General features: G+C 32.3%; 19 protein-coding genes. 8 read left to right on the top strand and 11 right to left on the bottom strand.

Annotated features, from left to right (window positions below):
- Window positions 1–6: 6 nt before the first annotated feature.
- The 4 genes from ABMY20_RS09225 to ABMY20_RS09210 all read right to left on the bottom strand — a co-directional run bounded on the left by ABMY20_RS09225 (window position 7) and on the right by ABMY20_RS09210 (window position 4,678).
- The gene (locus tag ABMY20_RS09225; RefSeq protein ID WP_349265126.1) at window positions 7–2,505 is read right to left on the bottom strand and encodes a M14 family metallopeptidase; all 2,499 of its coding nucleotides are present in this window, start codon (window positions 2,503–2,505) and stop codon (window positions 7–9) included.
- A gap of 115 nt (window positions 2,506–2,620) precedes the next feature.
- Window positions 2,621–3,241 (bottom strand): thioredoxin family protein, encoded by a 621-nt coding sequence (locus ABMY20_RS09220; protein WP_173359753.1) that lies wholly within the window; start codon window positions 3,239–3,241, stop codon window positions 2,621–2,623.
- A 6-nt stretch (window positions 3,242–3,247) separates the two neighbouring features.
- Complete coding sequence (locus ABMY20_RS09215) at window positions 3,248–3,760, bottom strand: TlpA disulfide reductase family protein (RefSeq protein WP_173359752.1); 513 nt, start codon at window positions 3,758–3,760, stop codon at window positions 3,248–3,250.
- Between the two features lie 129 nt (window positions 3,761–3,889).
- The gene (locus ABMY20_RS09210) at window positions 3,890–4,678 is read right to left on the bottom strand and encodes a S1/P1 nuclease (RefSeq protein ID WP_349265125.1); all 789 of its coding nucleotides are present in this window, start codon (window positions 4,676–4,678) and stop codon (window positions 3,890–3,892) included.
- Between the two features lie 122 nt (window positions 4,679–4,800).
- On the opposite strand from ABMY20_RS09210, the gene ABMY20_RS09205 reads away from it, so the two are divergent.
- The 7 genes from ABMY20_RS09205 (at window position 4,801) to ABMY20_RS09175 (ending at window position 14,138) form a co-directional block, all read left to right on the top strand.
- Window positions 4,801–5,661, top strand: coding sequence for an SPFH domain-containing protein (locus tag ABMY20_RS09205; RefSeq protein ID WP_349265124.1), 861 nt, complete (start codon window positions 4,801–4,803; stop codon window positions 5,659–5,661).
- A 159-nt stretch (window positions 5,662–5,820) separates the two neighbouring features.
- Complete coding sequence (locus ABMY20_RS09200) at window positions 5,821–5,988, top strand: Arc family DNA-binding protein (protein ID WP_073184483.1); 168 nt, start codon at window positions 5,821–5,823, stop codon at window positions 5,986–5,988.
- A gap of 96 nt (window positions 5,989–6,084) precedes the next feature.
- On the top strand, window positions 6,085–9,279 hold the full coding sequence (locus ABMY20_RS09195; RefSeq protein WP_349265123.1) for a hypothetical protein: 3,195 nt from the start codon (window positions 6,085–6,087) through the stop codon (window positions 9,277–9,279).
- Between the two features lie 44 nt (window positions 9,280–9,323).
- Window positions 9,324–11,243, top strand: coding sequence for an alpha/beta fold hydrolase (locus ABMY20_RS09190; RefSeq protein WP_349265122.1), 1,920 nt, complete (start codon window positions 9,324–9,326; stop codon window positions 11,241–11,243).
- A gap of 140 nt (window positions 11,244–11,383) precedes the next feature.
- A complete protein-coding gene (locus ABMY20_RS09185) occupies window positions 11,384–12,043 on the top strand; it encodes a DUF2490 domain-containing protein (protein ID WP_047790162.1) in 660 nt (219 codons plus the stop codon).
- A gap of 42 nt (window positions 12,044–12,085) precedes the next feature.
- Complete coding sequence (locus ABMY20_RS09180; protein ID WP_159613885.1) at window positions 12,086–13,393, top strand: DUF819 family protein; 1,308 nt, start codon at window positions 12,086–12,088, stop codon at window positions 13,391–13,393.
- 40 nt (window positions 13,394–13,433) lie between these two features.
- Window positions 13,434–14,138 carry a DUF4369 domain-containing protein gene (locus ABMY20_RS09175; protein WP_047790124.1) on the top strand — a complete coding sequence of 235 codons (705 nt, stop codon included), beginning with the start codon at window positions 13,434–13,436 and terminating at the stop codon, window positions 14,136–14,138.
- A 67-nt stretch (window positions 14,139–14,205) separates the two neighbouring features.
- Here ABMY20_RS09175 and ABMY20_RS09170 read toward each other — a convergent pair whose 3' ends face one another.
- On the bottom strand, window positions 14,206–15,042 hold the full coding sequence (locus ABMY20_RS09170) for a universal stress protein (RefSeq protein WP_173359748.1): 837 nt from the start codon (window positions 15,040–15,042) through the stop codon (window positions 14,206–14,208).
- Between the two features lie 129 nt (window positions 15,043–15,171).
- Between ABMY20_RS09170 and ABMY20_RS09165 the strand changes: the two genes are divergently transcribed.
- Entirely contained in the window at window positions 15,172–16,467 is a 1,296-nt protein-coding gene (locus ABMY20_RS09165; RefSeq protein WP_349265121.1) for a hypothetical protein, read from the top strand.
- Window positions 16,468–16,497: 30 nt separating this feature from the next.
- Here ABMY20_RS09165 and ABMY20_RS09160 read toward each other — a convergent pair whose 3' ends face one another.
- From ABMY20_RS09160 to ccoN, 6 genes are all read right to left on the bottom strand, one after another.
- Window positions 16,498–17,196 carry a sulfite exporter TauE/SafE family protein gene (locus tag ABMY20_RS09160; protein ID WP_073184492.1) on the bottom strand — a complete coding sequence of 233 codons (699 nt, stop codon included), beginning with the start codon at window positions 17,194–17,196 and terminating at the stop codon, window positions 16,498–16,500.
- Complete coding sequence (locus tag ABMY20_RS09155) at window positions 17,196–17,642, bottom strand: FixH family protein (protein ID WP_047790120.1); 447 nt, start codon at window positions 17,640–17,642, stop codon at window positions 17,196–17,198. The genes ABMY20_RS09160 and ABMY20_RS09155 overlap by 1 nt, the downstream gene beginning before the upstream one ends.
- A 76-nt stretch (window positions 17,643–17,718) precedes the next feature.
- Window positions 17,719–19,140, bottom strand: a complete 1,422-nt coding sequence (gene ccoG / locus ABMY20_RS09150) for a cytochrome c oxidase accessory protein CcoG (RefSeq protein ID WP_159613875.1) — start codon at window positions 19,138–19,140, stop codon at window positions 17,719–17,721.
- Window positions 19,141–19,176: 36 nt separating this feature from the next.
- A complete protein-coding gene (locus ABMY20_RS09145) occupies window positions 19,177–20,100 on the bottom strand; it encodes a cbb3-type cytochrome c oxidase N-terminal domain-containing protein (RefSeq protein ID WP_159493739.1) in 924 nt (307 codons plus the stop codon).
- Between the two features lie 14 nt (window positions 20,101–20,114).
- Window positions 20,115–20,282, bottom strand: a complete 168-nt coding sequence (locus ABMY20_RS09140) for a cytochrome c oxidase subunit IV (protein WP_047790117.1) — start codon at window positions 20,280–20,282, stop codon at window positions 20,115–20,117.
- A gap of 5 nt (window positions 20,283–20,287) precedes the next feature.
- Window positions 20,288–22,489 carry a cytochrome-c oxidase, cbb3-type subunit I gene (gene ccoN / locus ABMY20_RS09135; protein WP_073184496.1) on the bottom strand — a complete coding sequence of 734 codons (2,202 nt, stop codon included), beginning with the start codon at window positions 22,487–22,489 and terminating at the stop codon, window positions 20,288–20,290.
- Window positions 22,490–22,499 lie beyond the last annotated feature (10 nt).

Here is a 22,499-nt window from a genome sequence, read left to right as displayed (position 1 = left end):
AAACCACTACATCAACTTTCCAAAGAAGACCGCATTTATCAATAGTTTATTCGTTCCAAACCAAAAACCTCTAAAATTGGTATTGTCTGTAAAAACGATTACCCTTCCACTACCTAAGCGTCCTGCTTTAAATGGAACGGTGTTTTTCAATTCCTTTAAATTCTCCTTTGAAATATAACCACTCAATAACGGATTCTTGGTGTACTGAATTGGATTATTAAAACTTTTTGCATCCGCTTGAATAAATTGCTTGGTGTTTCTAAACAGAGCTATCTTATCATTCTTATATCCAAAATTGATTGGGTGAGAACGATCAATCTTCGCTTCAAAAATTGCTCCTCCAATTACTTGCGCTCCCGATTGCAACGAACGATTTTCAAATGATACATTATTTACAGAATCTATTTTAGCTTTATTAAACTTTACATTAATAAACCCTCTGTTAGACAACCAATTTACTGTATTTCTATACCCGATTAGCACTCCTCCATTACGTACCCATACTTTTAGTTTCTCTACTAAATTCTTATCAATAGAGCGACTATTCGGAACAATAATCGTAGTATACTTATCAAGATTTACTCTCGAAGCATAATCGGTATCTAACTTTGTTAGTTTCATGTCGTAACGTTGATCTAATAAATGCCAAATTTCTCCTGCATCATAACTCGTTACTCCTTTTCCTACCAACATCGCTACTTTTTGCTTTTTTACAGCTTCAAAGTTTCTACTTCCTAAATCAATTCCTTCATTTAACCCTGTAGATACTCCTTTAATTGCAATATGATTTTCATTGGCTACTTTTTCTAAGAAATCGAACAACTCTTTTCCATTTAATTTTTGATTTTGAGCTGGAATAAAAATAGTTCCGTAATCATACGAATTACCATCGTTTACAAACTTTTTCATCGCTACCTTCGCTCGCAATCCTTTTTCTAAAATCGTATTTAACGCTTTAGGTGTGCTATACTCATTCCAAGAAAATAAGTAGCCTACACTACTTTTTTGTTGAATTGTTCCTTGTTTTGGTTGTAATTGAGTCACCTCAGCTCCTGCTTTCGATAATGATACATTATCCGCATAATCAACTCCAAACGCATAATTAAAGGTCCAAGCAGATACATCATAAAACAAACTATCTTTAAATGTAGTTCGTACATCAAACATTGCTTTTACCAACCTGTGATTTTTTTGGTTCATAGGTACTACGTAGCTATACCCTTTTTTGAAACGTTTTCCATTCGATGTAAAATCTTCTTTTAACTCGTGGAGTTTTATTTGATGACGTTGTAAAACCTCAGCTAAGTGATTTGTTTTCGTCGCATCTTTTTCATCACCAAATACTATCGCTTTGTTTGTTTCTGAGCTTCTTGAATTTTTATAAAAACCTTGTTGATACTGTAAGATTTTAGTTCGCATGTTTTTAGCAGCTTCTAGTGTTGACAATGCTGCTGTAAACTGATTTCGAATAGTAAATGGAAACGTTAAAACTCCGTTTTCACTTTCTTGTGCATGCCCACGAGAACTTCCTTGTTCAAACAAAATCCCGATTCCTCCATTAATATCTGGAAAAGTTGACCCTTTTCCGTAGTAAAAATCATCAAAACTTTCCTCTGAATAATAGGTTGAACCTATTTTATCGAATGCTTTTGCATGATAGGTTGCTATTTCTTTAGTTAACTCCTGATTCATTTTTGGAGTTAACGGATTTGTTCTACTCGGAATTCCTGGTTGGAAAAAAAAGGTAGAATTTGTTCCCATTTCATGGTGATCGGTTAAAATATTAGGTAACCACTTGTGAAAAGTTCTAATTCTAGCTCTACTCTCAGGTAATTGAACTGGTAACCAATCGCGATTCATATCAAACCAATAATGATTAGTTCTTCCCCCAGGCCAAACTTCGTGATATTCTCTATCATTCGGATCAGGATTAATATTATTTGCCTTATTTGTATTTGCCCAATATGCAAAACGTTGTAAACCATCTGGGTTCATTGCTGGATCAAAAAGTATTACTGAGTTATTTAATAATTCCTCTATTTTTTGCCCTTCTGCTGCTGCTAAATAATACGCTGCTGCCAAGGCTGCATTTGAACCACTTGCTTCATTTCCGTGAATTGAAAACCCTTGGTATACCACAATTGGACTATTAGAAACATCTATAAAAGCATCGTTTGTTGCTTTTATATGATTTTCTCGTATTTCTTCTAAATTTTGATGGTTTTTAGAGGAAGTAATTGTTAGCAATACTAAAGGTCTTCCTTCATAAGTTGTTCCTCTGTTTTCAAGCACTACTCTATCTGAAGCATTCGCAAGTGCTTTCATATATTCTACCAACTTATCATGTGTAACATGCCACTCTCCTACTTCATGTCCTAAAACTGATTTTGGAGTAGGAATGTTTTGGTTATAAGAAACATTTTTTGGTAAATAATAACTCAAATCGACAGTTTGAGCCGTTACTGTAGCACTGATAAATAGTAGTGATAGTAAAAATTTCTTCATTATTTTCTTGGTTTCATTTTACGATTCGTTATAAAATTAGGTAATTAATAGCACTAATAGACAAAATCCCGCATAAACCGCGGGATTTATTAGTTTTAAAATATTTAACTGTTAATTATCTGTTTCTTTCATCTTTAATAGAACAACCTATAGCCCTTGTATCTGTTTTTGTTGGTTTTTCCCCTTTTAACAAAGCATCTACAGCATTTTCAACAAAACGTTCTTTCACATTGCTTTCATCACGAGAACTATCGTCAATAGCGCCAATATATTCTACAATTAATTTATTATTTTCTTTATTTAAAATATATACATGTGGTGTTCTTGTTGCTCCATATTTAGGGTACACCTTCTGCCCTTCATCAAACAGATAAGGAAATGTAAATCCTTTTTCTTTGGCACGTACCTTCATTGCTTCAAAACTATCTCCTTTTGATACTTCTGGGTCATTCGGATTGATGGCTATGACAGGAAAGCCTTTCTTTTTATATTTTTTATCTAGAGCAATTAATCTATCTTCATTAGCTACAGAATACGGGCACATATTACATGTAAACACAACAATAAATCCTTTTGCGTCTTTATAATCTGCCAAAGAAACCATTTTATCATCTATATTTTTTAATGTAAAATCAGAAGCTTCATCTCCTACTTTATAACCTCTAGAGTTATCACTAGTAAATGCTGAAATAGATGCCACCACCAATAACATCAATATTATTTTAATTGTCTTCATAATTATTTAGTTTAAAAAGGTTTGTAATTCGTTTTGTAACTCTACATAGCTAAAAGTTCGTTCATAAAATTTTCTTTTTTGCTTATTGTAAATTAGGGTTGCTGGTATTGAACCTGACCAGCTTTCTGCAATATCTCTAATCCAAAACTGCTCATTTGAATCTTCAAAATGAAGTATTTTAGATTGTAGTTTTTTCTTTTTGATAAATGGTATCAAATTCGTTTCTATTTGCTTAGAAAAATCTAAACTTACCAAAACAACTTCAACATTTTTATCTTTATATTTCTTATGAAGTTTTTCAAAAGCAGGTAACTCTTTTACACAAGGCATACACCATGTAGCCCAAAAATTAACAACATACGTTTTATCATTGTTTTTATGTAAAAATGGTTTTAACTCTTCGTAATTTAACGTAGTAATTTTAACTTTTTTAAATGTGTCATTTACCTGAGCTTTGGCTGTTATTCCACTAAAAAAAGCGGTTATTATAAGTATGAGTAAGAATTTACTTCTATGCATTTTAAAACGATTTCTCTCAAAATTAACTGTTTATCGTATTAAAAAGATAGAATTAACTAAATCTTAACAAGAAAAAAGCTCGGAAAATATATTTCCGAGCTCTTTATTTTATCACTGTATTTTGTTGTACTAACAAAAAATTTCATTCAGTAATTTAGCTAAACGTAAACCTCCTTTTTGTAACTGTTCTCTCACTACAGGAAAGTATACATACGAATAACGGTAACGTAAGTTCTCTCCTACTTCAGCAGATTTGTATACTTCTTTAGTAATCTTATGTGTATCATGTAGCCAATCTACAACAGTTCCTTTTTGAATTACTTTGATTTGTTCTTTAGATAAATCTCTTGCATTATCAGCTAATTCAACATAACTCATGTCCCATTTATTAATTAAATCTTCATCCCAAACTCTGTGTAAATTAGAGCCTTTTCCATGCCACTGAACCTGAATTTTATTACCTCCTAAATCTTCTTTTTGCCCAACATGCATCGGTTGATGTAAATCACCTACCAAGTGTACTAGCATTTTTAAGTAAAAACGTTTGTCTTCAATTGAACTATTTTCATCCTTTAACACTTTTACACATTGCTCTATACCAGTAATCATATCTCCTTTCGGATTTTTTTCAGTATCTTCATAACGAGCGTCTAATGGCATATTTACATAATGCCAAGTATAAAACTTTCCATATTTCTTTCTATCAGACTTTATTTCATCTGCATAAGTAGATACAAATGCTAAGCTCTCACCTTGTAGTAATTTTTCAATTTTCTTTCTAGCTTTCTTAGTCAAATGTTTTTCTGCAATTTTTCCAGTAGCTCTGTGACCTGTTGGCCCCCAAACATCTTCGTTATTAGCTATTGATGAAATACTCACTGACAATGCAACTAGTACTATTAAAAATTTTGTTTTCATGAATGGTTTAAATTATAATCGGAAGCTAAATTATAAAATATAATCATCAAAAATTTGGATTTAACAAATTTTAATTTATATCTTTATGATATCATTTTAACATCAATTTAATTAAAACAAATATGAAGGCAGAAAAAATTATCAAACCAGCAAATGGGTACCTAATGTTTTTTATTGTACTTATTCTTTTTATTGGCGGAATTGCTTTAACCGTTAAAACCGAAAATCCAATATTTATATTAATGTCTGTAATAGCATTTATTTTAGCATTGGGCTTTATTTTAGTAAACCCTAACTCTTCAAAAGTTTTGTTATTCTTTGGAAAATATGTAGGTACTGTAAAACAAAACGGTTTATACTGGGCTAATCCTCTATACAAAAAGAAAACTGTTTCGTTAAGAGCTAGTAATTTTGATAGTGAGCGTTTAAAGGTCAATGATAAACTAGGAAACCCGGTGATGATAAGTACTATTTTAGTTTGGAGAGTTACCGAAACCTATAAGGCTGCTTTTGATGTTGATAATTATGAGAATTTTGTTCGTGTACAAACAGATGCTGCTGTACGAAAACTAGCTAGTATGTATCCATACGACAATTTCGCTGATGAGGGACACGAAGAAGACATTACACTACGCTCTAGTGTAAATGAAGTAAGTGAAGCTTTAGAAAAAGAGTTAGAAGAACGATTAGCCATTGCAGGTATTGAAGTTTTAGAAGCACGAATTGGTTATTTAGCCTATGCACAAGAAATTGCAAGCGCTATGTTAAAGCGTCAACAAGCTACAGCCATCGTTGCGGCACGTCATAAAATTGTACAAGGTGCTGTTGATATGGTGGACATGGCTTTAGAAGAACTAAACAAAAAAGAAATTGTGGAGTTAGACGAAGAACGTAAAGCTGCGATGGTTAGTAACTTATTAGTTATTTTATGTGGAGATAAAGAAGCTTCTCCTGTGGTAAATGCTGGAACTTTAAACCATTAAGTTATCAACACAAAATCAATTAACGTGACACAAATTATAACCACCATTATAGTATATATCTTAATTTTTATGAGCTCTTTACTATAAACTAAAAGAATTTTGAAATTGTATTTTTGTAACCATTTTTGCGTTTCAAAAAACACTATTATAAAACACAACATGGCAAAAAAGAAAGCTTTTGCACTCCGTATTAATGAAGAAATGTTAAAAGCCATTGAAAAATGGGCTTCCGATGAGTTTCGATCTACTAATGGGCAGATTGAATGGATGCTTATGCAAGCACTTAAAGAAGCCAAAAGAGAACCTAAAAAGAAAGAAGAAGAATAACAAATCTTAAGAACTTGTTAAAAAAAACGTCCAATTTTATTGGACGTTTTCTATTTTGTACATTGTACAAACTTAAATTACAAGCAACTAACTCTTATGAAAAACCTTTTTTATCTACTATTTATAACCTTCTCTTGCGCTACTTTTTCTCAAGAATTCTCAATGGATTTAGTCAAAAACATGAAACCAAGAAACATTGGTCCCGGTGGAATGAGTGGACGTGTCACAGCCATTGATGTTGTTGAATCCAATCCTGATATTATGTTTGTTGGTACAGCTTCTGGAGGTATTTGGAAATCTACTTCAGGAGGTATTAAATGGGAACCTATTTTTGATAAAGAAGTAACTGCTTCTATTGGTGCTTTAGCCATACAACAATCCAATCCTAGTGTAATTTGGGCGGGAACAGGTGAAGGAAATCCTCGTAATAGTTTAAATGGTGGTTACGGAATTTTCAAATCTCTTGATGGTGGTAAGTCATGGAAGTCCATGGGATTAGAAAAAACACGTCACATACACCGTGTAGTGATACATCCAGACAATCCAGACATTGTTTACGTTGGTGCTATTGGATCACCTTGGGGTGAACATAAAGAACGTGGTGTGTATAAAACTACCAACGGCGGTAAAACTTGGAAACAAATTTTATTCAATAATAATAAAACCGGTGCTGCTGATTTAATTATGGATCCATCCAATCCTAATAAACTAATAGCCGCTATGTGGGAACACAAACGCGATCCTTGGTTTTTTAAATCAGGAGGTAAAGGAAGTGGTTTATACATTACCCATGATGGTGGAGAAAACTGGAAAAAAATTACCGAAAAAGAAGGTTTTCCAAAAGGAGAATTGGGGAGAATTGGAGTAGCAATCTCTCCTTCCAACCCTAACACTATTTATGCTTTGGTAGAAGCAAAAAAGAATGCCTTATACAAAAGTGAAGATGGTGGTTTTTCTTGGAAAAAAATTAATGATAAAAAAGGCATTGGAAATCGCCCTTTTTATTATTCAGAAATTTATGTAGATCCTCAAAACGAACACAAATTATACACTGTTTTCACCTATGTAAATGTTTCTATTGATGGAGGAAAGAACTTTAAGCAACTCATGCCTGCTTATGGTGTTGATAATGGTATTCACCCAGACCATCACGCTTGGTGGATTCATCCTAAAAATGGAAAATTCATGATTGATGGAAACGATGGTGGAATGAATGTTACCAAAGATGGAGGTAAAACTTGGCGTTTTATTGGGAATTTGCCTGTTGCACAATTTTATCATATTAATGTAGATAATGAGTTTCCTTACAATGTGTATGGCGGTATGCAAGATAATGGCTCTTGGCGCGGACCTGCTTATGTATGGAAAGACCAAGGAATACGAAATTCATATTGGCAAGAAATTAGTTTTGGTGACGGTTTTGATGTTGTTCCAGACAAAGACGACTCGCGTTATGGCTGGTCTATGAGTCAACAAGGTTATGTATCTCGTTACGATTACAAAACAGGTAATAACTATACTGTTCGCCCAACACACCCTGATGCTACTATAAAACTACGTTTTAATTGGAATGCAGCTATTAATATTGACCCGTTTGATAACAGCACTTTATATTTTGGAAGCCAATTTGTACACAAATCAACCGATAAAGGTTTAACGTGGAAAGTAATTTCTCCAGACTTAACTACAAATGATAAAAGCAAACTCAAGCAATCAGAAAGTGGTGGGTTAACCATGGACGCTACCGGAGCAGAAAATCACTGTACTATCTTAGTAATTGAACCTTCTCCCCTAGAAAAAGATATGTTATGGGTTGCTACGGATGATGGACAAGTACATATTACTAAAAATGGAGGTACAACTTGGACAAATGTTGCCAAAAACCTGAAAGGTTTACCTGAAAATAGTTGGGTTACTCAAATAAAAGCATCTAACAAAAATAAAGGAGAAGCTTTACTAGTTGCCAACGATTATCGTCGTTTTAACTATAAACCTTATGCTTACAGAACAAAAGATTACGGAGCAACATGGGAACGTATTGTTGATGAAAGCGATGTAAAAAGCTTTACACAATGTATTATTGAAGACCCAATTGAGCCAAATTTACTATTCTTAGGAACTGATGACGGTTTATATATTTCTATCAACGCAGGAAAAAAATGGACTAAGTGGACGGAAGGCTTCCCTACTGTTCCTGTAAAAGATTTAGTAATTCACCCAAGAGAACACGATTTAGTTATTGGTACTTTTGGTAGAGCTGCTTGGGTGTTAGATGACATTCGTCCTTTAAGAGCAATAGCTGAAGACAAAAACATTCTTTCCAAAAATATTGAATTATTCACTCCGCCAACAGCCTATCAAGCTGCCTATCAGCAACCCACTGGTAGCCGATTTGGTGCTGACGCTATGTTTAATGGAACTAACAGAGGTCGTGGTGCTTTGGTTCAATTTTATGTGAATAAACCAAAATCAACAAAAAAAACTGAAGTAAAAGGCAAAAATTCTATTAAAAAAGAAGACGAGAATACCATAAAATGGGATTCTATCAAATTTGAGGTGTTTGATGGTAATAGACTTATTAGAACCCTTAAAAGAAAAACCCCTAAAGAAAACGGCATCCATAAAGGTGTTTGGTTTATGAGTGAAAAAGGTATTGCCAGACCTTCTAGAACTATCAGGAAACAAAAAAGAGAACCTAGAGGTGTTCGAGTAAAACCTGGAACCTACAGCATAAAAGCTACGTTTGGTAATCAAACATCAGAACAAAATATTACTGTAAAGTTTGACCCAAGACTGCATATTTCTCAGAATGCAATAAATCAAAAATATGCAGCAGCCAAAGATCTAGAAGCTCAGCAAAAAATTATAGCTGATGCAGTAAAACAGTTAGTTGAGAGTAAAAATATTGCAAATAGTTTCAACCAAAAACTATCTAAAAAAGATAAAAAGCTATATAAAGAATCAATTAAAGATTCTAAAGATATTATTAAGAAAATAGATACACTTTTAGCTATTTATTTAGGAAAGGTAGATAAAAGACAAGGGATTACACGAAATCCAGAAGTAAATATTATTCAACGTTTAGGAACTGCTAGTAGATATGTGAATAGTAGATTTGGCGAACAAACTTCTACAGAAAAACAGTTAATTATTCAATTTAAAGAAGCATTAAAACCTGCTTTAGAAAAAACCAATGCTTTCTTTAATAAAGATTGGAAAGAATATAAGGCAGAAGTTGAGAAAATAGATTTATCTCCTTTTAAAGAAACCAAGCAGTTTAGCTTAGAATAAAAAGTCTATCAAAAAAACGAAATTAATAACCCAAACACACACTTATGAAAAAACATTTCTTATTACTTGCCATTGCCGTTTCGGTAATTGCTTGTAAAACGGATAAAAAAGAATCTGTTAAAACCAGTACAGCTCCCAAAAAATATTCTATTGAGCAAATGATGGATAACGAAAACGTTTTTGGTGGAAGCTTTTCTCCTGATAACTCTAAATTACTAGTAACTAGTAATCGTTCGGGAATTTATAACATGTACACCGTTTCAACATCTGGAGGAGAATTTGAACCTATTACAAAATCAGATAGTTCTTCCGTTTTTGCAACATCTTATTTCCCAAAGGATGAAAGAATGTTATTTAGAATGGATAACAATGGAGATGAAATTTATCATATCTTTTTAAGAGAACTTAACGGTGATATTAAAGATTTAACACCAACTAAAGGTGCCAGAGCAGGCTTTTTTGGTTGGACTAAAGATGAAAAGAGTTTCTTTTTCACTTCAAACGAAAGAGACAATCGTTTTATGGATCTCTATGAGATGGATGTGGAAACGTTTACTCCAAAAATGATTTATGAAAATAAAGAAGGTTATAACGTAGCAGCAATATCAAACAATAAAAACATACTAGCCCTAAGCAAAACGGTTAATACTAACGATAGTGATTTATTTTTGTTTGATAGAACCACCAAAGTAATCACCAAAATCAATCTAACATTGAGCGGTAATTCTGCTGCTGATTTTTCTATCGATGATACAGAGTTCTACTATACAACAGATGCTGAAGGTGAATTCGCTACCTTAATGAAATATACAATTAGCACTAACCAAACAGAAAAAGTATTAGCCAAAGATTGGGATATTTCCGGAAGCTACTTTACAAACAATGGTACCTATAGAGTAACATATATTAATGAAGATGCTAAAAACGTCATTGAAGTTTATGATGTCAAAGCTGGTAAAAATATTGAGCTTCCTAATGTTGATGGAAAAAGTATTACTAGCGTTGGTTTTTCTAGAGACGAAAGTATGATGCGTTTTTATGCTGGTGGTTCTAATACTCCTTCAAACTTATATGTGTATGACTTAAAAACAAAAAAACAAACGCAGCTAACCGATGTGTTAAATAAAGAAATTAATCCTGCTGATTTAGTAAAAGCGAAAGTAATTCGTTACCCTTCTTTTGATGGAGTAACTATTCCTGCAATTTACTATGTACCTCATCAAGCTTCAGAAGATACTAAAGTTCCTGCTTTAGTTTGGGTTCATGGAGGTCCTGGAGGACAATCACGTCAAAATTTCAGTTCTAGAATTCAATATTTAGTAAACCATGGCTATGCTGTTTTAGCGGTTAACAATCGAGGTAGTAGCGGATACGGTAAAACCTTTTTTACTATGGATGATTTAAACCATGGAGAAAAAGATTTGCAAGATTGTGTAGAAGGGAAAAATTGGTTAGCAAAACAACCAGAAATTGATGCTGAAAAAATAGGTATTATTGGAGGATCTTACGGTGGTTATATGACCATGGCTGCTTTAACATACACTCCAGAAGAATTTGCTGTTGGTGTAAACATTTACGGAGTTACAAACTGGATGCGCACCTTAAAAAGTATTCCATCTTGGTGGGAATCTTTTAGAGAAGCTTTATATAAAGAACTAGGAGATCCACACTCTGCAGACTCAATAAGGTTGAAAAGAATTTCTCCTTTATTCCATACAGACAAAGTAACCAAGCCATTAATGGTATTACAAGGAGCTAAAGACCCAAGAGTTTTACAGGTAGAATCTGATGAAATTGTAGCTGGTGTTAAGAAAAATGGAGTTCCTGTAGAATATGTGCTGTTTGATGATGAAGGGCATGGTTTTGTTAAAAAGGAAAATCAAATAGAAGCTAATAGTAGAATCTTACAATTTTTAGACACCTACTTAAAGAAAGAAGAACCTATAAAAAACGACCAATTATAAATAAACTCGAAGAACTTTAACAATATAACTTTTCATAAAAATTATTGAGTTTATATTTTTGTCAATACAACATAAAATCTCCCGTATATTTATTTATGTGGGAGATTTTTAATATGACAAAGAACTACAACACTATTATTATGCGAAAATTATTCTTATTAATTGTCTCTTTACTTTCATTAAACAGTTTTTCACAAAATCAACCTGATCCAACCAAAGAATTAGGGGTTTGGTACATGTATAACGGATCACACCAAATTTCAGATAAATTTGGTTTAAAATCTATGGCACATTTTCGCTTTTTTGAAGTTGGAGATGACATGCAGCAATTTATCGGGCGTTTGGGAGCTAATTATAAGTTCAATAAAAATATCAACGCTACTATAGGGTATGCTTTCTTAAACACTGATGAAACTTTTAATGTTAATGCAGGCGATTTTAACGAACATCGTATTTATGAAGACCTAAATGTAAATCATAAAATAGCTAGTTTAAACCTAGCACATCGTTTTAGAGGTGAACAACGTTTTTTTAAATCAACTACCAGTAATTTCTTTCGATATCAACTTGCATTGGGACATCCTATCAATGAAAAATGGTCTACATACCTATACAATGAAACCTTTTTAGATTTTGAGGGAGAAGCTTATAATCAAAACTGGTTTGGAGCTGGTTTTAAATATAAAGTATCTGACGTAGTTAAGCTTCAAGCAGGATATCAACTAATACATGTAAACGAGGTTGGTAACTTTAATAGAGTTCAATTAGGAGTTGCAATAAGTACAGATCATAGAAAATAGAACTAACTAATATTTCATACTTTAGCGACAAATTATTTTTAAATGGAAGCACCTCTTTTTACAAACGATGCAATCGTATTTGGTATTTTAATGATTTCGTTAGGTTTTGTATTTTATACAGAATCAAAAACCTCAGGATTTTGGCCTAAGTTTTATAAAATAGTCCCAGGTTTATTCATGGCTTATTTTATCCCTGCAATATTTACTACTTTAGGAGTTATTTCTCCAGAATGGGAAACTACCAGTGCTGCTGGCGAAGTCGTAAAAAACAAATCACAACTATACTATGTTTCTAGTAGGTTTTTATTACCTGCTGCCTTAGTTTTAATGACATTAAGTATTGACTTAAAAGCTATTTTCAACTTGGGCTCAAAAGCATTAATCATGTTTTTTACAGGAACTGTTGGTATTGTTATTGGAGGACCAATTGCCATTTTATTAATTTCTGCTGTTTCACCAGAAACAGTAGGAGGAGCTGGATTTGATGCTGTTTGGAGAGGACTTTCTACCTTAGCTGGTAGTTGGATTGGTGGTGGAGCTAACCAAACTGCTATGCTAGAAATTTATCAATACAATCCAGCTAAATATGGAGGAATGGTGTTTGTTGATATCGTAGTAGCTAATATTTGGATGGCTATCATTTTAATTGGAATTGGTAAAAAAGACAAAATAGATAAATGGTTAAAAGCTGATACTTCAGCTATTGAAGATTTAAAACAAAGAGTTTCTAACTTTACACAAAGTGTAAAAAGAACTCCTACTTTAACCGACTTTATAATTATGCTTGCCATTGCTTTTGGTACTGTTGGTTTTGGTCATTTTGCAGGAGCGTATTTAAGTGACGTTTTTGCTTCGTTAACAGCAACTATGGAATCTCAAACTACAAAAAACATTTTCTCTTTCTTAGGATCAAACTTTTTCTGGTTAATTAGTATATCAACAATTGTTGCTGTTGTTTTATCTTTTACGAAAGCTAAAAATTATGAAGGCGCTGGAGCTAGTAAATTAGGAAGTATTTTTATTTACGTACTAGTAGCAACTATTGGTATGAAAATGGACTTAACGCTAATTTTTGATAATTTCAATTTAATTTTTATTGGTTTGGTATGGATGGCAATTCATGCTGGATTATTAATCTTAGTAGCTAAATTAATTCGCGCTCCATATTTCTTCTTAGCAGTAGGAAGTCAGGCAAATGTTGGTGGAGCTGCTTCTGCTCCAATTGTAGCACAAGCTTTTCACCCTTCTTTAGCAACTGTAGGTGTTTTATTAGCTGTTTTCGGGTACGCTATCGGTACCGTAGGCGCAATCCTATGTACAATTTTAATGGAAATAGCCTCAAAAGTTTAGGAGAAATCTGCATATTTGCAACAGACAAATTTTGAATTCAATGAAGAAAATTATTGCTCTTTTCGCAATTGCACTTGTTGCTTTTGCTTGTTCCTCTAAAAAAGAAGGAAACATGGTTGTTAAAGGTCAGATTAAAGGATTAAAAAAAGGTACTTTATATCTTCAAAAGATGAAGGACACATTATTGGTATCTGTTGATTCTATGGCGTTGTTAGGTGATGATAAATTTATATTAACAGATAATGTTGAGTCTCCTGTAATGTATTACTTAACTTTTGATGGTAATACAACAGATAAACACATTATGTTTTTTGGGGAAGAAGGTGAAATTACCATCAACGATAAAATTGAAGAGTTTGGTTTTAAACCTGAAATTAAAGGTTCTAAAAATCAAGAAGTAATGAATGAGTATCGTAAAATAAACCAACGTTTTATGGAGCAACGTCTAGATTTTGTAAAAAAAGAAGTAGAAGCTCGTCAAGCTCAAGATGAGGTACAATTAGAACAAGTAGAAGCAGATTATAAGAAAATGGTACGTCGTCGTTTCTTATTCTCTACAAACTTTGCTATTGCAAACGCTGATAGTGAAGCTGCACCATACATTGCATTATCTGAACTATATGATGCTAACATTCAGCTTTTAGATACTATTAATAATAGTTTAACTGATAAAGTTAAAAATTCTGAATACGGTAAACGTTTACAAAAGTTTGTAGATGATATAAAAACTAAAGAAGGAAAGTAAATATTCTTTTCTTTAAAAGAAGTAAAAAAGCTCATTCAGTTTGAATGAGCTTTTTTACTTTTATATTCTAAATTTTAAAAGACAATACTGGTAACTTACTGTGATTGGCAATATCTTCTGAAATACTACCTTCAAAAAAGTGTGCTATTCCCTTTCTACCATGCGTAGCTACTACTAAAACATCTGAGTTTATTTTGTCTGCATAATAGAACACTCCCTTTTCTACAGAATAATCAGAAATTATTTTTACTTTATGAATGTTTTCATCATAACTTTCATTTGTTTGATTAAAAAAATGCTTCATTCTTTCTTCTAACTCTTCGGTGCTTTTAAACTTAGACGTTGGTGTACTTACATATACCAGCTCCATATCTGCATTAAACTTCTTAAGAAACTCTTTCGCTTCCATATATGGTTGTACATCGTCATCAGAAAAATCACAAGCAAACAGTATCTTTTCTATCTGTTTTACTATCGGTTCCTCTTTTATTACTAATACAGGTACATGCGCATAACGGATTACCTTTTCTGTATTAGAACCAATAAACATTTCTTTTAAACCACTAGCTCCTTTAGATCCCATAACAATCAAATCTGCTCCTTCATTTCTTGCCAACTGGTCTATTTCGCTAAAGATTTTAAAATGCTTTATAATTGGAGTTACTTTTATACCCGATAAATACTCTTTCTCTAAAAATTCTGCTAACTTTTTCTCAGACATTTGTAAATAAAACAACATTTCTTGTTGTAAATAACTTTCTGATCTACTTAAAACAGCATTAGATAACTCAAGCATATGTACTACCAACACCTCAGCGTCTGACTTTTTTGCTAAAAAAGCTGCTGTTTGTAAAGCATTTTCAGAATATTTAGAAAAATCAACTGGGACTATAATTTTTTTCATGATTAATTACTTTTAGGTTCTACGTCTTCTATAAAGTTACCTAAATTTTGTCAGTAAAGCTATGATTTTTGTCACTTTATAAACCACTATATATTCTATACATTTGCTTTCTTAAATTTTACATTTGTTATGGATAAAAACTCTTCTAAATTTGTAGGCGTTGTTGTACGTGCCTTTATTTCTTTAATGGTCGTTTCTATTTTAGGTATTTTATTAAAGTTTTTTATTACCATACCCAATCGTATTTTTTTTAATAGATCTATAGCATATACCAGTACACATTATTCATATAAACCAGGACAAAATGGATGGACTTTTGATTTTTTTGTATTAAACAATGATGGTTTATATGTAGCCTTACCCTTACTTCTAGTGATTTTTATTGCTTTAGTTTTTTACTTTGGAGTATTTTCTGCTATTGCAACATTTTTAAATTTTAAAGCACAAAACACGCAATTAGCCAAAAGAGATTTTATTTTAACACTACTTGTTGTTAGCTTCTACTTTATGCCCAAATACATAAATATTGATTCTTTTTTAAACATCAATGAAAGAGGTGATTATGTACTTAAAGAGCGCATATATAATCCTAATAATGAAATTTGGGAAATAGGTGTTCAAAAAATAAGAGGTAACTATATTAAAGAACATAAAACCGTAAGCAATGACTCTTCATTTTTAGTTGTAAGAAAATTTAACACTAAAAAAATAGATACAGTTTTATTTGAAAAATTAGTTATTCCAGGCAATAATGTTTACGTTTTTAGTGCAAAAGATACCTTATGGTTATTTGAAACTTCTAATAATTATATAAAAGCTTTTAACATGGTTAACAGCAACATGGTTATAAAAAACAAAGAAGACTTAAACCGTATGATGCCCAAAAAACATCAAAAAAGTGGTATTGCCGAATTAAGTTATTCTCCTGCTCAAAAAAATAGTGTCTATGTAAAAACTAATTACGGTGAGGTGTTATACTTGCATACAGATGATAATTTAATTACTGATAGATACAAATACACTAACAGCACATACTATCTAAGACGCATAAACGAACATAGATATAAATTATATGCAAAAAAGAAACAGCTAGCTACTACCTTACAAGAAACTATCTTTTTAAATGCTGAAATTATTTCTTATAGAAATAATGTTGTTGTTATTAGACACAAAGTCAACATAAAAAAAGAAACTCCTTATATCATTTCAGCATATGATACTATAACAGGAAATAAACTATGGGATTTTAATGAAGAAAACAATCCTTTTTTAAATAATGCTTATGGTAAAGTTACTGTGAATGCAACTTTTTTACCAAACAAAACAATTCTTAGTTTTTATGATGTTATTACATTAAAAGGAAATGTAATAATAGACAATCAAGGAAACTATATAAAACAGGAAATTAACATAACCAACTATTAAACAAGTTTTTTACACTTTTCAAAATTATGATTAATGGCAACCTTCAACTGAATTATGAAGATCAGATACAGGAAGTGGAGAAACATAAGGTATTCCTAACCCTAGTCCTCTAAGAATAAACAATACTCCAATAATAATTACAACATAAGGTATTGCTTGTTGAATTCTTTTTCGCACCAAACCATTTGCAAAATTCCCTACATAAACCACTGCCGTCATTAATGGTATTGTTCCTAATCCGAAGAGAAACATATATAGGCTTCCTGATAACATATTAGTTGTACTCAACGCTCCAAAAACTGCCATATAAACTAATCCACAAGGCAAAAATCCATTTAGAAAACCGATGGTAAAAAAAGTATCATTTCCTTTTTTCTTTAATTCTTTCCCTAAAGAAGACTTTACTTTCATTACCAATTTATTTATTGGATTTGAAAAGTTATATTTCTGAAAAGTTTTAGGTATTAAAACTGCAAAAATCATTAATACACCAACAATAATTGATAGTTGTTGCTGAAACCCAAAAAAATAAAACCCTTTACCTAGTAAACCAAATAAAAAGCCTATTAAACTATAAGTAAATAAGCGTCCTAAATGATAACTAGTTATTTGAAAAAACTGTTTTACTTTATTCGTTCTGTCTACAGGTAACATAAAGGCTATAGGACCACACATGCCTATACAGTGAAAACTACCTAATAAACCAAATATGATTGCTGAAAGAAACATTAAAACACTAACTCTTTCTGAAATAAATAATCTTTATTTTTGTAGTTCCAGGAAACTGTTATGTTCCAACGACCACCCAACAAACGTTTCTCAGGCACGAGCAAATATGTTTCGGAGATCGAAATAGGTATTTCGAAATCCAATTGTTTATCAGATGGTCTGTATAGGAACACTTTTCCTTTTATATCTTTAGGGTTAAAGTCCGTTGGAAAATGGACTTTAATTCCTTCAGTTACTTTTTCTATTTTAATATTCTTTTTTAATGCTTTCGCATTTTTAGTAGCATCTAATTTGTTCTGAAATTCTAATTCTTGTTGGTAGTATTTTTCAGTTACTAAATCGTGATTAAAGTTTTTACCTGTACTCATCGTAATTACGAAATACATAATAAAGCCTATAAATCCTATTATTGCTATTACTATACCCGTGCCCCAGTTTAGTTTCATTTTAATTTGTTTTTAGTCTTTGGTTCTTAATCTTTATTCATACTTACTCCTAAAAGCTAATGAACTTTAGACTGATTTATCTATAACTTCTTGGTCCTAAAAAGTTGGTTGTAGTAGTTTCAATAAGTTTATCTCCACTATACACTCCTATTTTTAGTTTTTCTTTTTCATTTTTCATTTCAGACTGATGTAACTCTATAAATAAGGTTCCTTCTGCTAATCCTTGTTTAGGTACTTCAAAATCTTGATGTGTTACTGTTTCTATTTTTCCTTTATGAGATAACAATTTATAACTCACATTATCTATTTGTTTTGTTGTTTTATTTACTACTTTAAAAGTGTAAATATTACTAATAACTCCGTTTTCTTTGTGTTGATACAACTGACCTGGCAATCGTAAAATTGTTGCTTCTACATCGTTCCTCAAAAACAGCATCCCTATTAAGATTCCTATTAAAATAAACAAAACTGCTGAGTACCCTTTCATTCTTGCAGTGAATTTAAAAGGTGCTTTCTTTACAATATTTTCTTCACTTGCATAACGAATAAGTCCTTTTGGCAATCCTACCTTTTCCATCATATGGTCACATTCATCAATACAAGCTGTACAGTTTACACATTCTAATTGCGTACCGTTTCGAATATCTATTCCTGTAGGACATACATGCACACATTGAAAACAATCTATACAATCTCCTTTTCCAGACGCTGCTCTATCTTCTTTTTTATTAAACTTTCCTCTCCCTGCTTTTCCTTCTCCTCTTACATGATCGTAAGCCACATTAATAGTTTTATTATCTAACAGCACTCCTTGCAGTCTACCATAAGGGCAAGCTATAATGCAAACTTGCTCTCTAAACCATGCAAAAATAAAATAGAAAACTCCTGTAAAAATTAGCAATGATATTAAAGTACTAATATGGTCTAATGGGTTACCTGTTATGTAACTTATTAATTTATCACTTCCTATTAAATATGCTAAGAAAACGTTTGCTATAATAAAAGAGATGATAAAAAAGACTATCCATTTTAAGACTCTTTTTCTTATTTTTTCTGCATTCCAAGCTTGTTTTGCTAAACGAATTTGTTTTCCTCTATCTCCCTCTATTAAATATTCAATTTTCCTAAAAACCATTTCTAAGAAAATAGTTTGCGGACAAATCCAACCGCAAAAAATTCGACCAAAAACAACAGTAAATAGAATGATAAACACCACTCCTATTATCATTGAAATCACCATTAAATGAAAGTCTTGTGGCCAAAAAGGAAATCCGAAAATGTTAAATTTACGTTCTAAAACATTAAATAGTAAAAACTGATTTCCGTTAATTTTAATAAACGGTGCTAGTAATAAAAACGCTAATAAAAAATAGCTTATATAGCTTCGATACTTATAAAACTTTCCGCTTGGTTTTTTTGGAAACACCCAAGCCCTTTTTCCTTCATCATTTATAGTACCAATACTATCTCTGAATTGTTCGTTTTTGGGTGTTTCCATAATCAACTATTAAAAACTAATTTGTAACTTCTATTTTTATTGAATACTATCTTTTACTTGCTCTTCTATTGGTTCTGCAACAGTTGATGCTTGACCTTCTTCTTTATATAACTCTCCTTGAGGTTCTTTTGGTTTTGCTGGAGTAGTTCCTTGTAAAGAAATTATATAACTCGCAACCTTTTGAATGTCTTTAGGTTTTAATGTTTTGTTCCAAGCAACCATACCTTTACCGTCTCTACCTCCATTAGCAACTGTATTAAAAATATTCTTCATTCCTCCTCCTAAAATCCAATACTCATCTGTCAGGTTAGGTCCTATACCTCCTCCTCCATCAGCCATATGACATGCTGCACAGTTTAAATTAAATACAGCTTTACCTCTACTTAAATCGGCATCAGAAGTTAATACTGTAGCAGTTTCAGCATCAATAATAGCTTCCTTTGAGTTTGATTTAAATGCTGCTAATTCTCTTTTAGCTTCTGCTACTGCTTGAGCATACTCCATTTCTTGGTTATCTGCTCCTAATACATGATATCTTACTAAATATACTGCTGCAAAAATGATTGTTGCATAGAACATATATAGCCACCATGGTGGTAAGTTATTGTCTAACTCTTTAATTCCATCATAATTATGATCAAGAATAATTTCATCTTCTTGCTCAATTGCTTTAGCCTCTGTCCATTTACTAATAAGTTTCTTAGCCCAAGCCCATTTATCAACTTCTTCTGGTTTAATTCCATCTTTTTCCATTTGAAGTTGTTCTGCTCTTTGCTGAGCCACAATATTTAAAACTTCTTTTAAAACTACAACAGTTATAAGCCCTACAATCGCTATCCAAACTAATGGGTGTTCATATAGACTAAATGGATTTTGATATGATTTAATTGCAGTAGCAATAGCAAAAAAGGTTACTGCAACAAAAATGATATATACTATAGACTGAAAATATTTTTTCATCTTTTTAAATTTTACTAATTATCTAAAGGCAATTCACTTACCCTACTTATATATTCTTTCTTGGCTGTAAATACCCACCAAAACAACACTACAAAAAATGTAAAGAATATGGTTAGTGAAATAATTGGGTATATTTCAATACCTGCAATAGTTTCCATATGATTTTTTACAAACTTTAACATAATTTCTAGTTTTTAGCGCTTAATTGGTCTTGAACATCTTTAATCTTAATATCGGTACCTAATCGTTGTAAATAAGCGATTAAGGCTACGATTTCCCTATCTTTCATTTCTATGAAAGTTTGTCCATTTTCTTGAGCATACTTTTTATCTGCTTCATAGTTTGTTGCAAAATCTGGATCAGCATATAAGTTCTCTTGAATTTTAGCTCCTTGCTCTTCCATGCTTGTTTGCGCATTTGCAATATCTTCTTCCGTATAAGGAACTCCTAAGCTAACCATTGCTTTCATTTTGCTTTCGGTATCACTCTTATCTAACTTATTTCTTACTAACCATTGGTATGCTGGCATAATAGATCCTGGAGATGTACTTTGTGGATCATACATATGATTTAAATGCCAACTATCGTTATACTTTCCTCCAACTCTTAATAAATCTGGACCTGTACGTTTAGAACCCCATAAAAACGGATGGTCGTATACAAACTCTCCTGCTTTTGCAAATTCTCCATAACGTTCTACTTCCGATCTAAATGGACGTACCATTTGTGAGTGACATCCCACACATCCTTCACGTATATAAATATCTCTACCTTCTAATTCTAGAGGAGTATAAGGTTGTACGCTTGTTATTGTTGGAATATTAGATTTTACTAATAATGTTGGAATAATTTGAACAACTCCTCCTATTAAAATCGCCACTGTAGCATATATAGTTAATTTTACAGGCCTTCTTTCTAACCAAGTATGCCAACCTTCTTTAGAAGTTCTGTATTTAGATACTTTTGTTAATGCCGCTGCTTCTGCTAGTTCATCTGTTACTCCACTTCCTGATCTTACCGTTTTAACAATGTTGTATAACATTACAAATGCTCCAAGGATAAATAAGCTTCCTCCAATAGCACGCATCCAATACATTGGAATAATTTCGTTTACTGTTTCTAAGAAGTTACCATAAGTTAACGTTCCATCTGGATTAAACTGTTTCCACATTGAAGCTTGTACAAATCCTGCAACATACATTGGTAGTGCATACATAATAATACCTAAAGTTCCAATCCAGAAATGGAAGTTAGCCAATGCTGTAGAATATAATTTTGTTTTGAACATTCTTGGTACTAACCAGTATAACATACCGAAAGTTAAGAATCCGTTCCAAGCTAAGGCTCCTACGTGTACGTGAGCGATAATCCAATCACTAAAGTGCGCAATTGCATTTACATTCTTTAATGATAACATTGGTCCCTCAAAAGTTGCCATACCATAACCTGTAATTGCAACCACCATGAATTTTAATACTGGATCTACTCTTACTTTATCCCAAGCTCCACGAAGAGTTAACAATCCGTTAATCATACCTCCCCAAGATGGTGCAATTAACATTACTGAGAACGCAACTCCTAAATTTTGAGCCCAATCTGGTAATGATGTATATAATAAGTGGTGAGGCCCTGCCCAGATGTAGATAAAAATTAATGACCAAAAGTGCACAATAGATAACCTATATGAATATACTGGACGATTAGCCGCTTTAGGAACAAAGTAGTACATTAGTCCTAAGAACGGAGTCGTTAAGAAGAATGCCACAGCGTTGTGTCCGTACCACCATTGTACCAGTGCATCTTGAACCCCTGCATACACTGAGTAACTTTTCATGAAACTTACTGGCAACTCTAAACTATTAAAAATATGTAATACTGCTACGGTTACAAAAGTTCCTAGGTAAAACCAAATTGCTACATATAAATGACGTTGTCTTCTTTGTAAGATTGTCCAAATCATGTTAGCACCAAAAGCCACCCAAACTAGGGCTATGGCAATATCGATTGGCCATTCTAATTCAGCGTATTCTTTTGAAGTGGTATACCCTAGCGGAAGTGTTATGGCTGCTGCAACAATTATTAACTGCCATCCCCAAAAGTTAAAGTTACTTAAAAAATCACTCGCCATACGGGCTTTCAGTAATCGCTGTAGTGAGTAGTAAACTCCTGCAAAAATGGCATTTCCAACGAATGCAAAAATTACTGCGTTCGTATGTAATGGTCTTAAACGTCCAAAACTTAACCACGAAATACCGTCAGTTAAATTTGGGAATAAAAACATAAAAGCCAATAACAATCCCACTGAAAAACCTACTATTCCCCATAGTAAGGTTGCGTAGATGAATTTTTTTACGATCTTATTATCGTAATAAAATTGTTGCATTTCCATAATCTATTTG

It is taken from the genome of Tenacibaculum sp. SSH1-16 (genome assembly GCF_040104435.1).
Taxonomy (GTDB): domain Bacteria; phylum Bacteroidota; class Bacteroidia; order Flavobacteriales; family Flavobacteriaceae; genus Polaribacter; species Polaribacter mesophilus.
The sequence above is the reverse complement of the archived record's forward strand: the minus strand, read 5'-3'. Positions and strand labels throughout refer to the sequence as shown.

Coding starts and splice junctions, on each gene's coding strand:
- ABMY20_RS09225 (WP_349265126.1), bottom strand. CDS start 2,505: ATGAAGAAATTTTTACTATCACTACTATTTATCAGTGCTACAGTAACG.
- ABMY20_RS09165 (WP_349265121.1), top strand. CDS start 15,172: ATGGATAAAAACTCTTCTAAATTTGTAGGCGTTGTTGTACGTGCCTTT.
- ABMY20_RS09205 (WP_349265124.1), top strand. CDS start 4,801: ATGAAGGCAGAAAAAATTATCAAACCAGCAAATGGGTACCTAATGTTT.
- ABMY20_RS09215 (WP_173359752.1), bottom strand. CDS start 3,760: ATGCATAGAAGTAAATTCTTACTCATACTTATAATAACCGCTTTTTTT.
- ABMY20_RS09175 (WP_047790124.1), top strand. CDS start 13,434: ATGAAGAAAATTATTGCTCTTTTCGCAATTGCACTTGTTGCTTTTGCT.
- ABMY20_RS09190 (WP_349265122.1), top strand. CDS start 9,324: ATGAAAAAACATTTCTTATTACTTGCCATTGCCGTTTCGGTAATTGCT.
- ABMY20_RS09185 (WP_047790162.1), top strand. CDS start 11,384: ATGCGAAAATTATTCTTATTAATTGTCTCTTTACTTTCATTAAACAGT.
- ABMY20_RS09195 (WP_349265123.1), top strand. CDS start 6,085: ATGAAAAACCTTTTTTATCTACTATTTATAACCTTCTCTTGCGCTACT.
- ABMY20_RS09210 (WP_349265125.1), bottom strand. CDS start 4,678: ATGAAAACAAAATTTTTAATAGTACTAGTTGCATTGTCAGTGAGTATT.
- ABMY20_RS09220 (WP_173359753.1), bottom strand. CDS start 3,241: ATGAAGACAATTAAAATAATATTGATGTTATTGGTGGTGGCATCTATT.
- ABMY20_RS09140 (WP_047790117.1), bottom strand. CDS start 20,282: ATGTTAAAGTTTGTAAAAAATCATATGGAAACTATTGCAGGTATTGAA.
- ccoN (WP_073184496.1), bottom strand. CDS start 22,489: ATGGAAATGCAACAATTTTATTACGATAATAAGATCGTAAAAAAATTC.
- ABMY20_RS09145 (WP_159493739.1), bottom strand. CDS start 20,100: ATGAAAAAATATTTTCAGTCTATAGTATATATCATTTTTGTTGCAGTA.
- ABMY20_RS09200 (WP_073184483.1), top strand. CDS start 5,821: ATGGCAAAAAAGAAAGCTTTTGCACTCCGTATTAATGAAGAAATGTTA.
- ABMY20_RS09170 (WP_173359748.1), bottom strand. CDS start 15,042: ATGAAAAAAATTATAGTCCCAGTTGATTTTTCTAAATATTCTGAAAAT.
- ccoG (WP_159613875.1), bottom strand. CDS start 19,140: ATGGAAACACCCAAAAACGAACAATTCAGAGATAGTATTGGTACTATA.
- ABMY20_RS09180 (WP_159613885.1), top strand. CDS start 12,086: ATGGAAGCACCTCTTTTTACAAACGATGCAATCGTATTTGGTATTTTA.
- ABMY20_RS09155 (WP_047790120.1), bottom strand. CDS start 17,642: ATGAAACTAAACTGGGGCACGGGTATAGTAATAGCAATAATAGGATTT.
- ABMY20_RS09160 (WP_073184492.1), bottom strand. CDS start 17,196: ATGTTTCTTTCAGCAATCATATTTGGTTTATTAGGTAGTTTTCACTGT.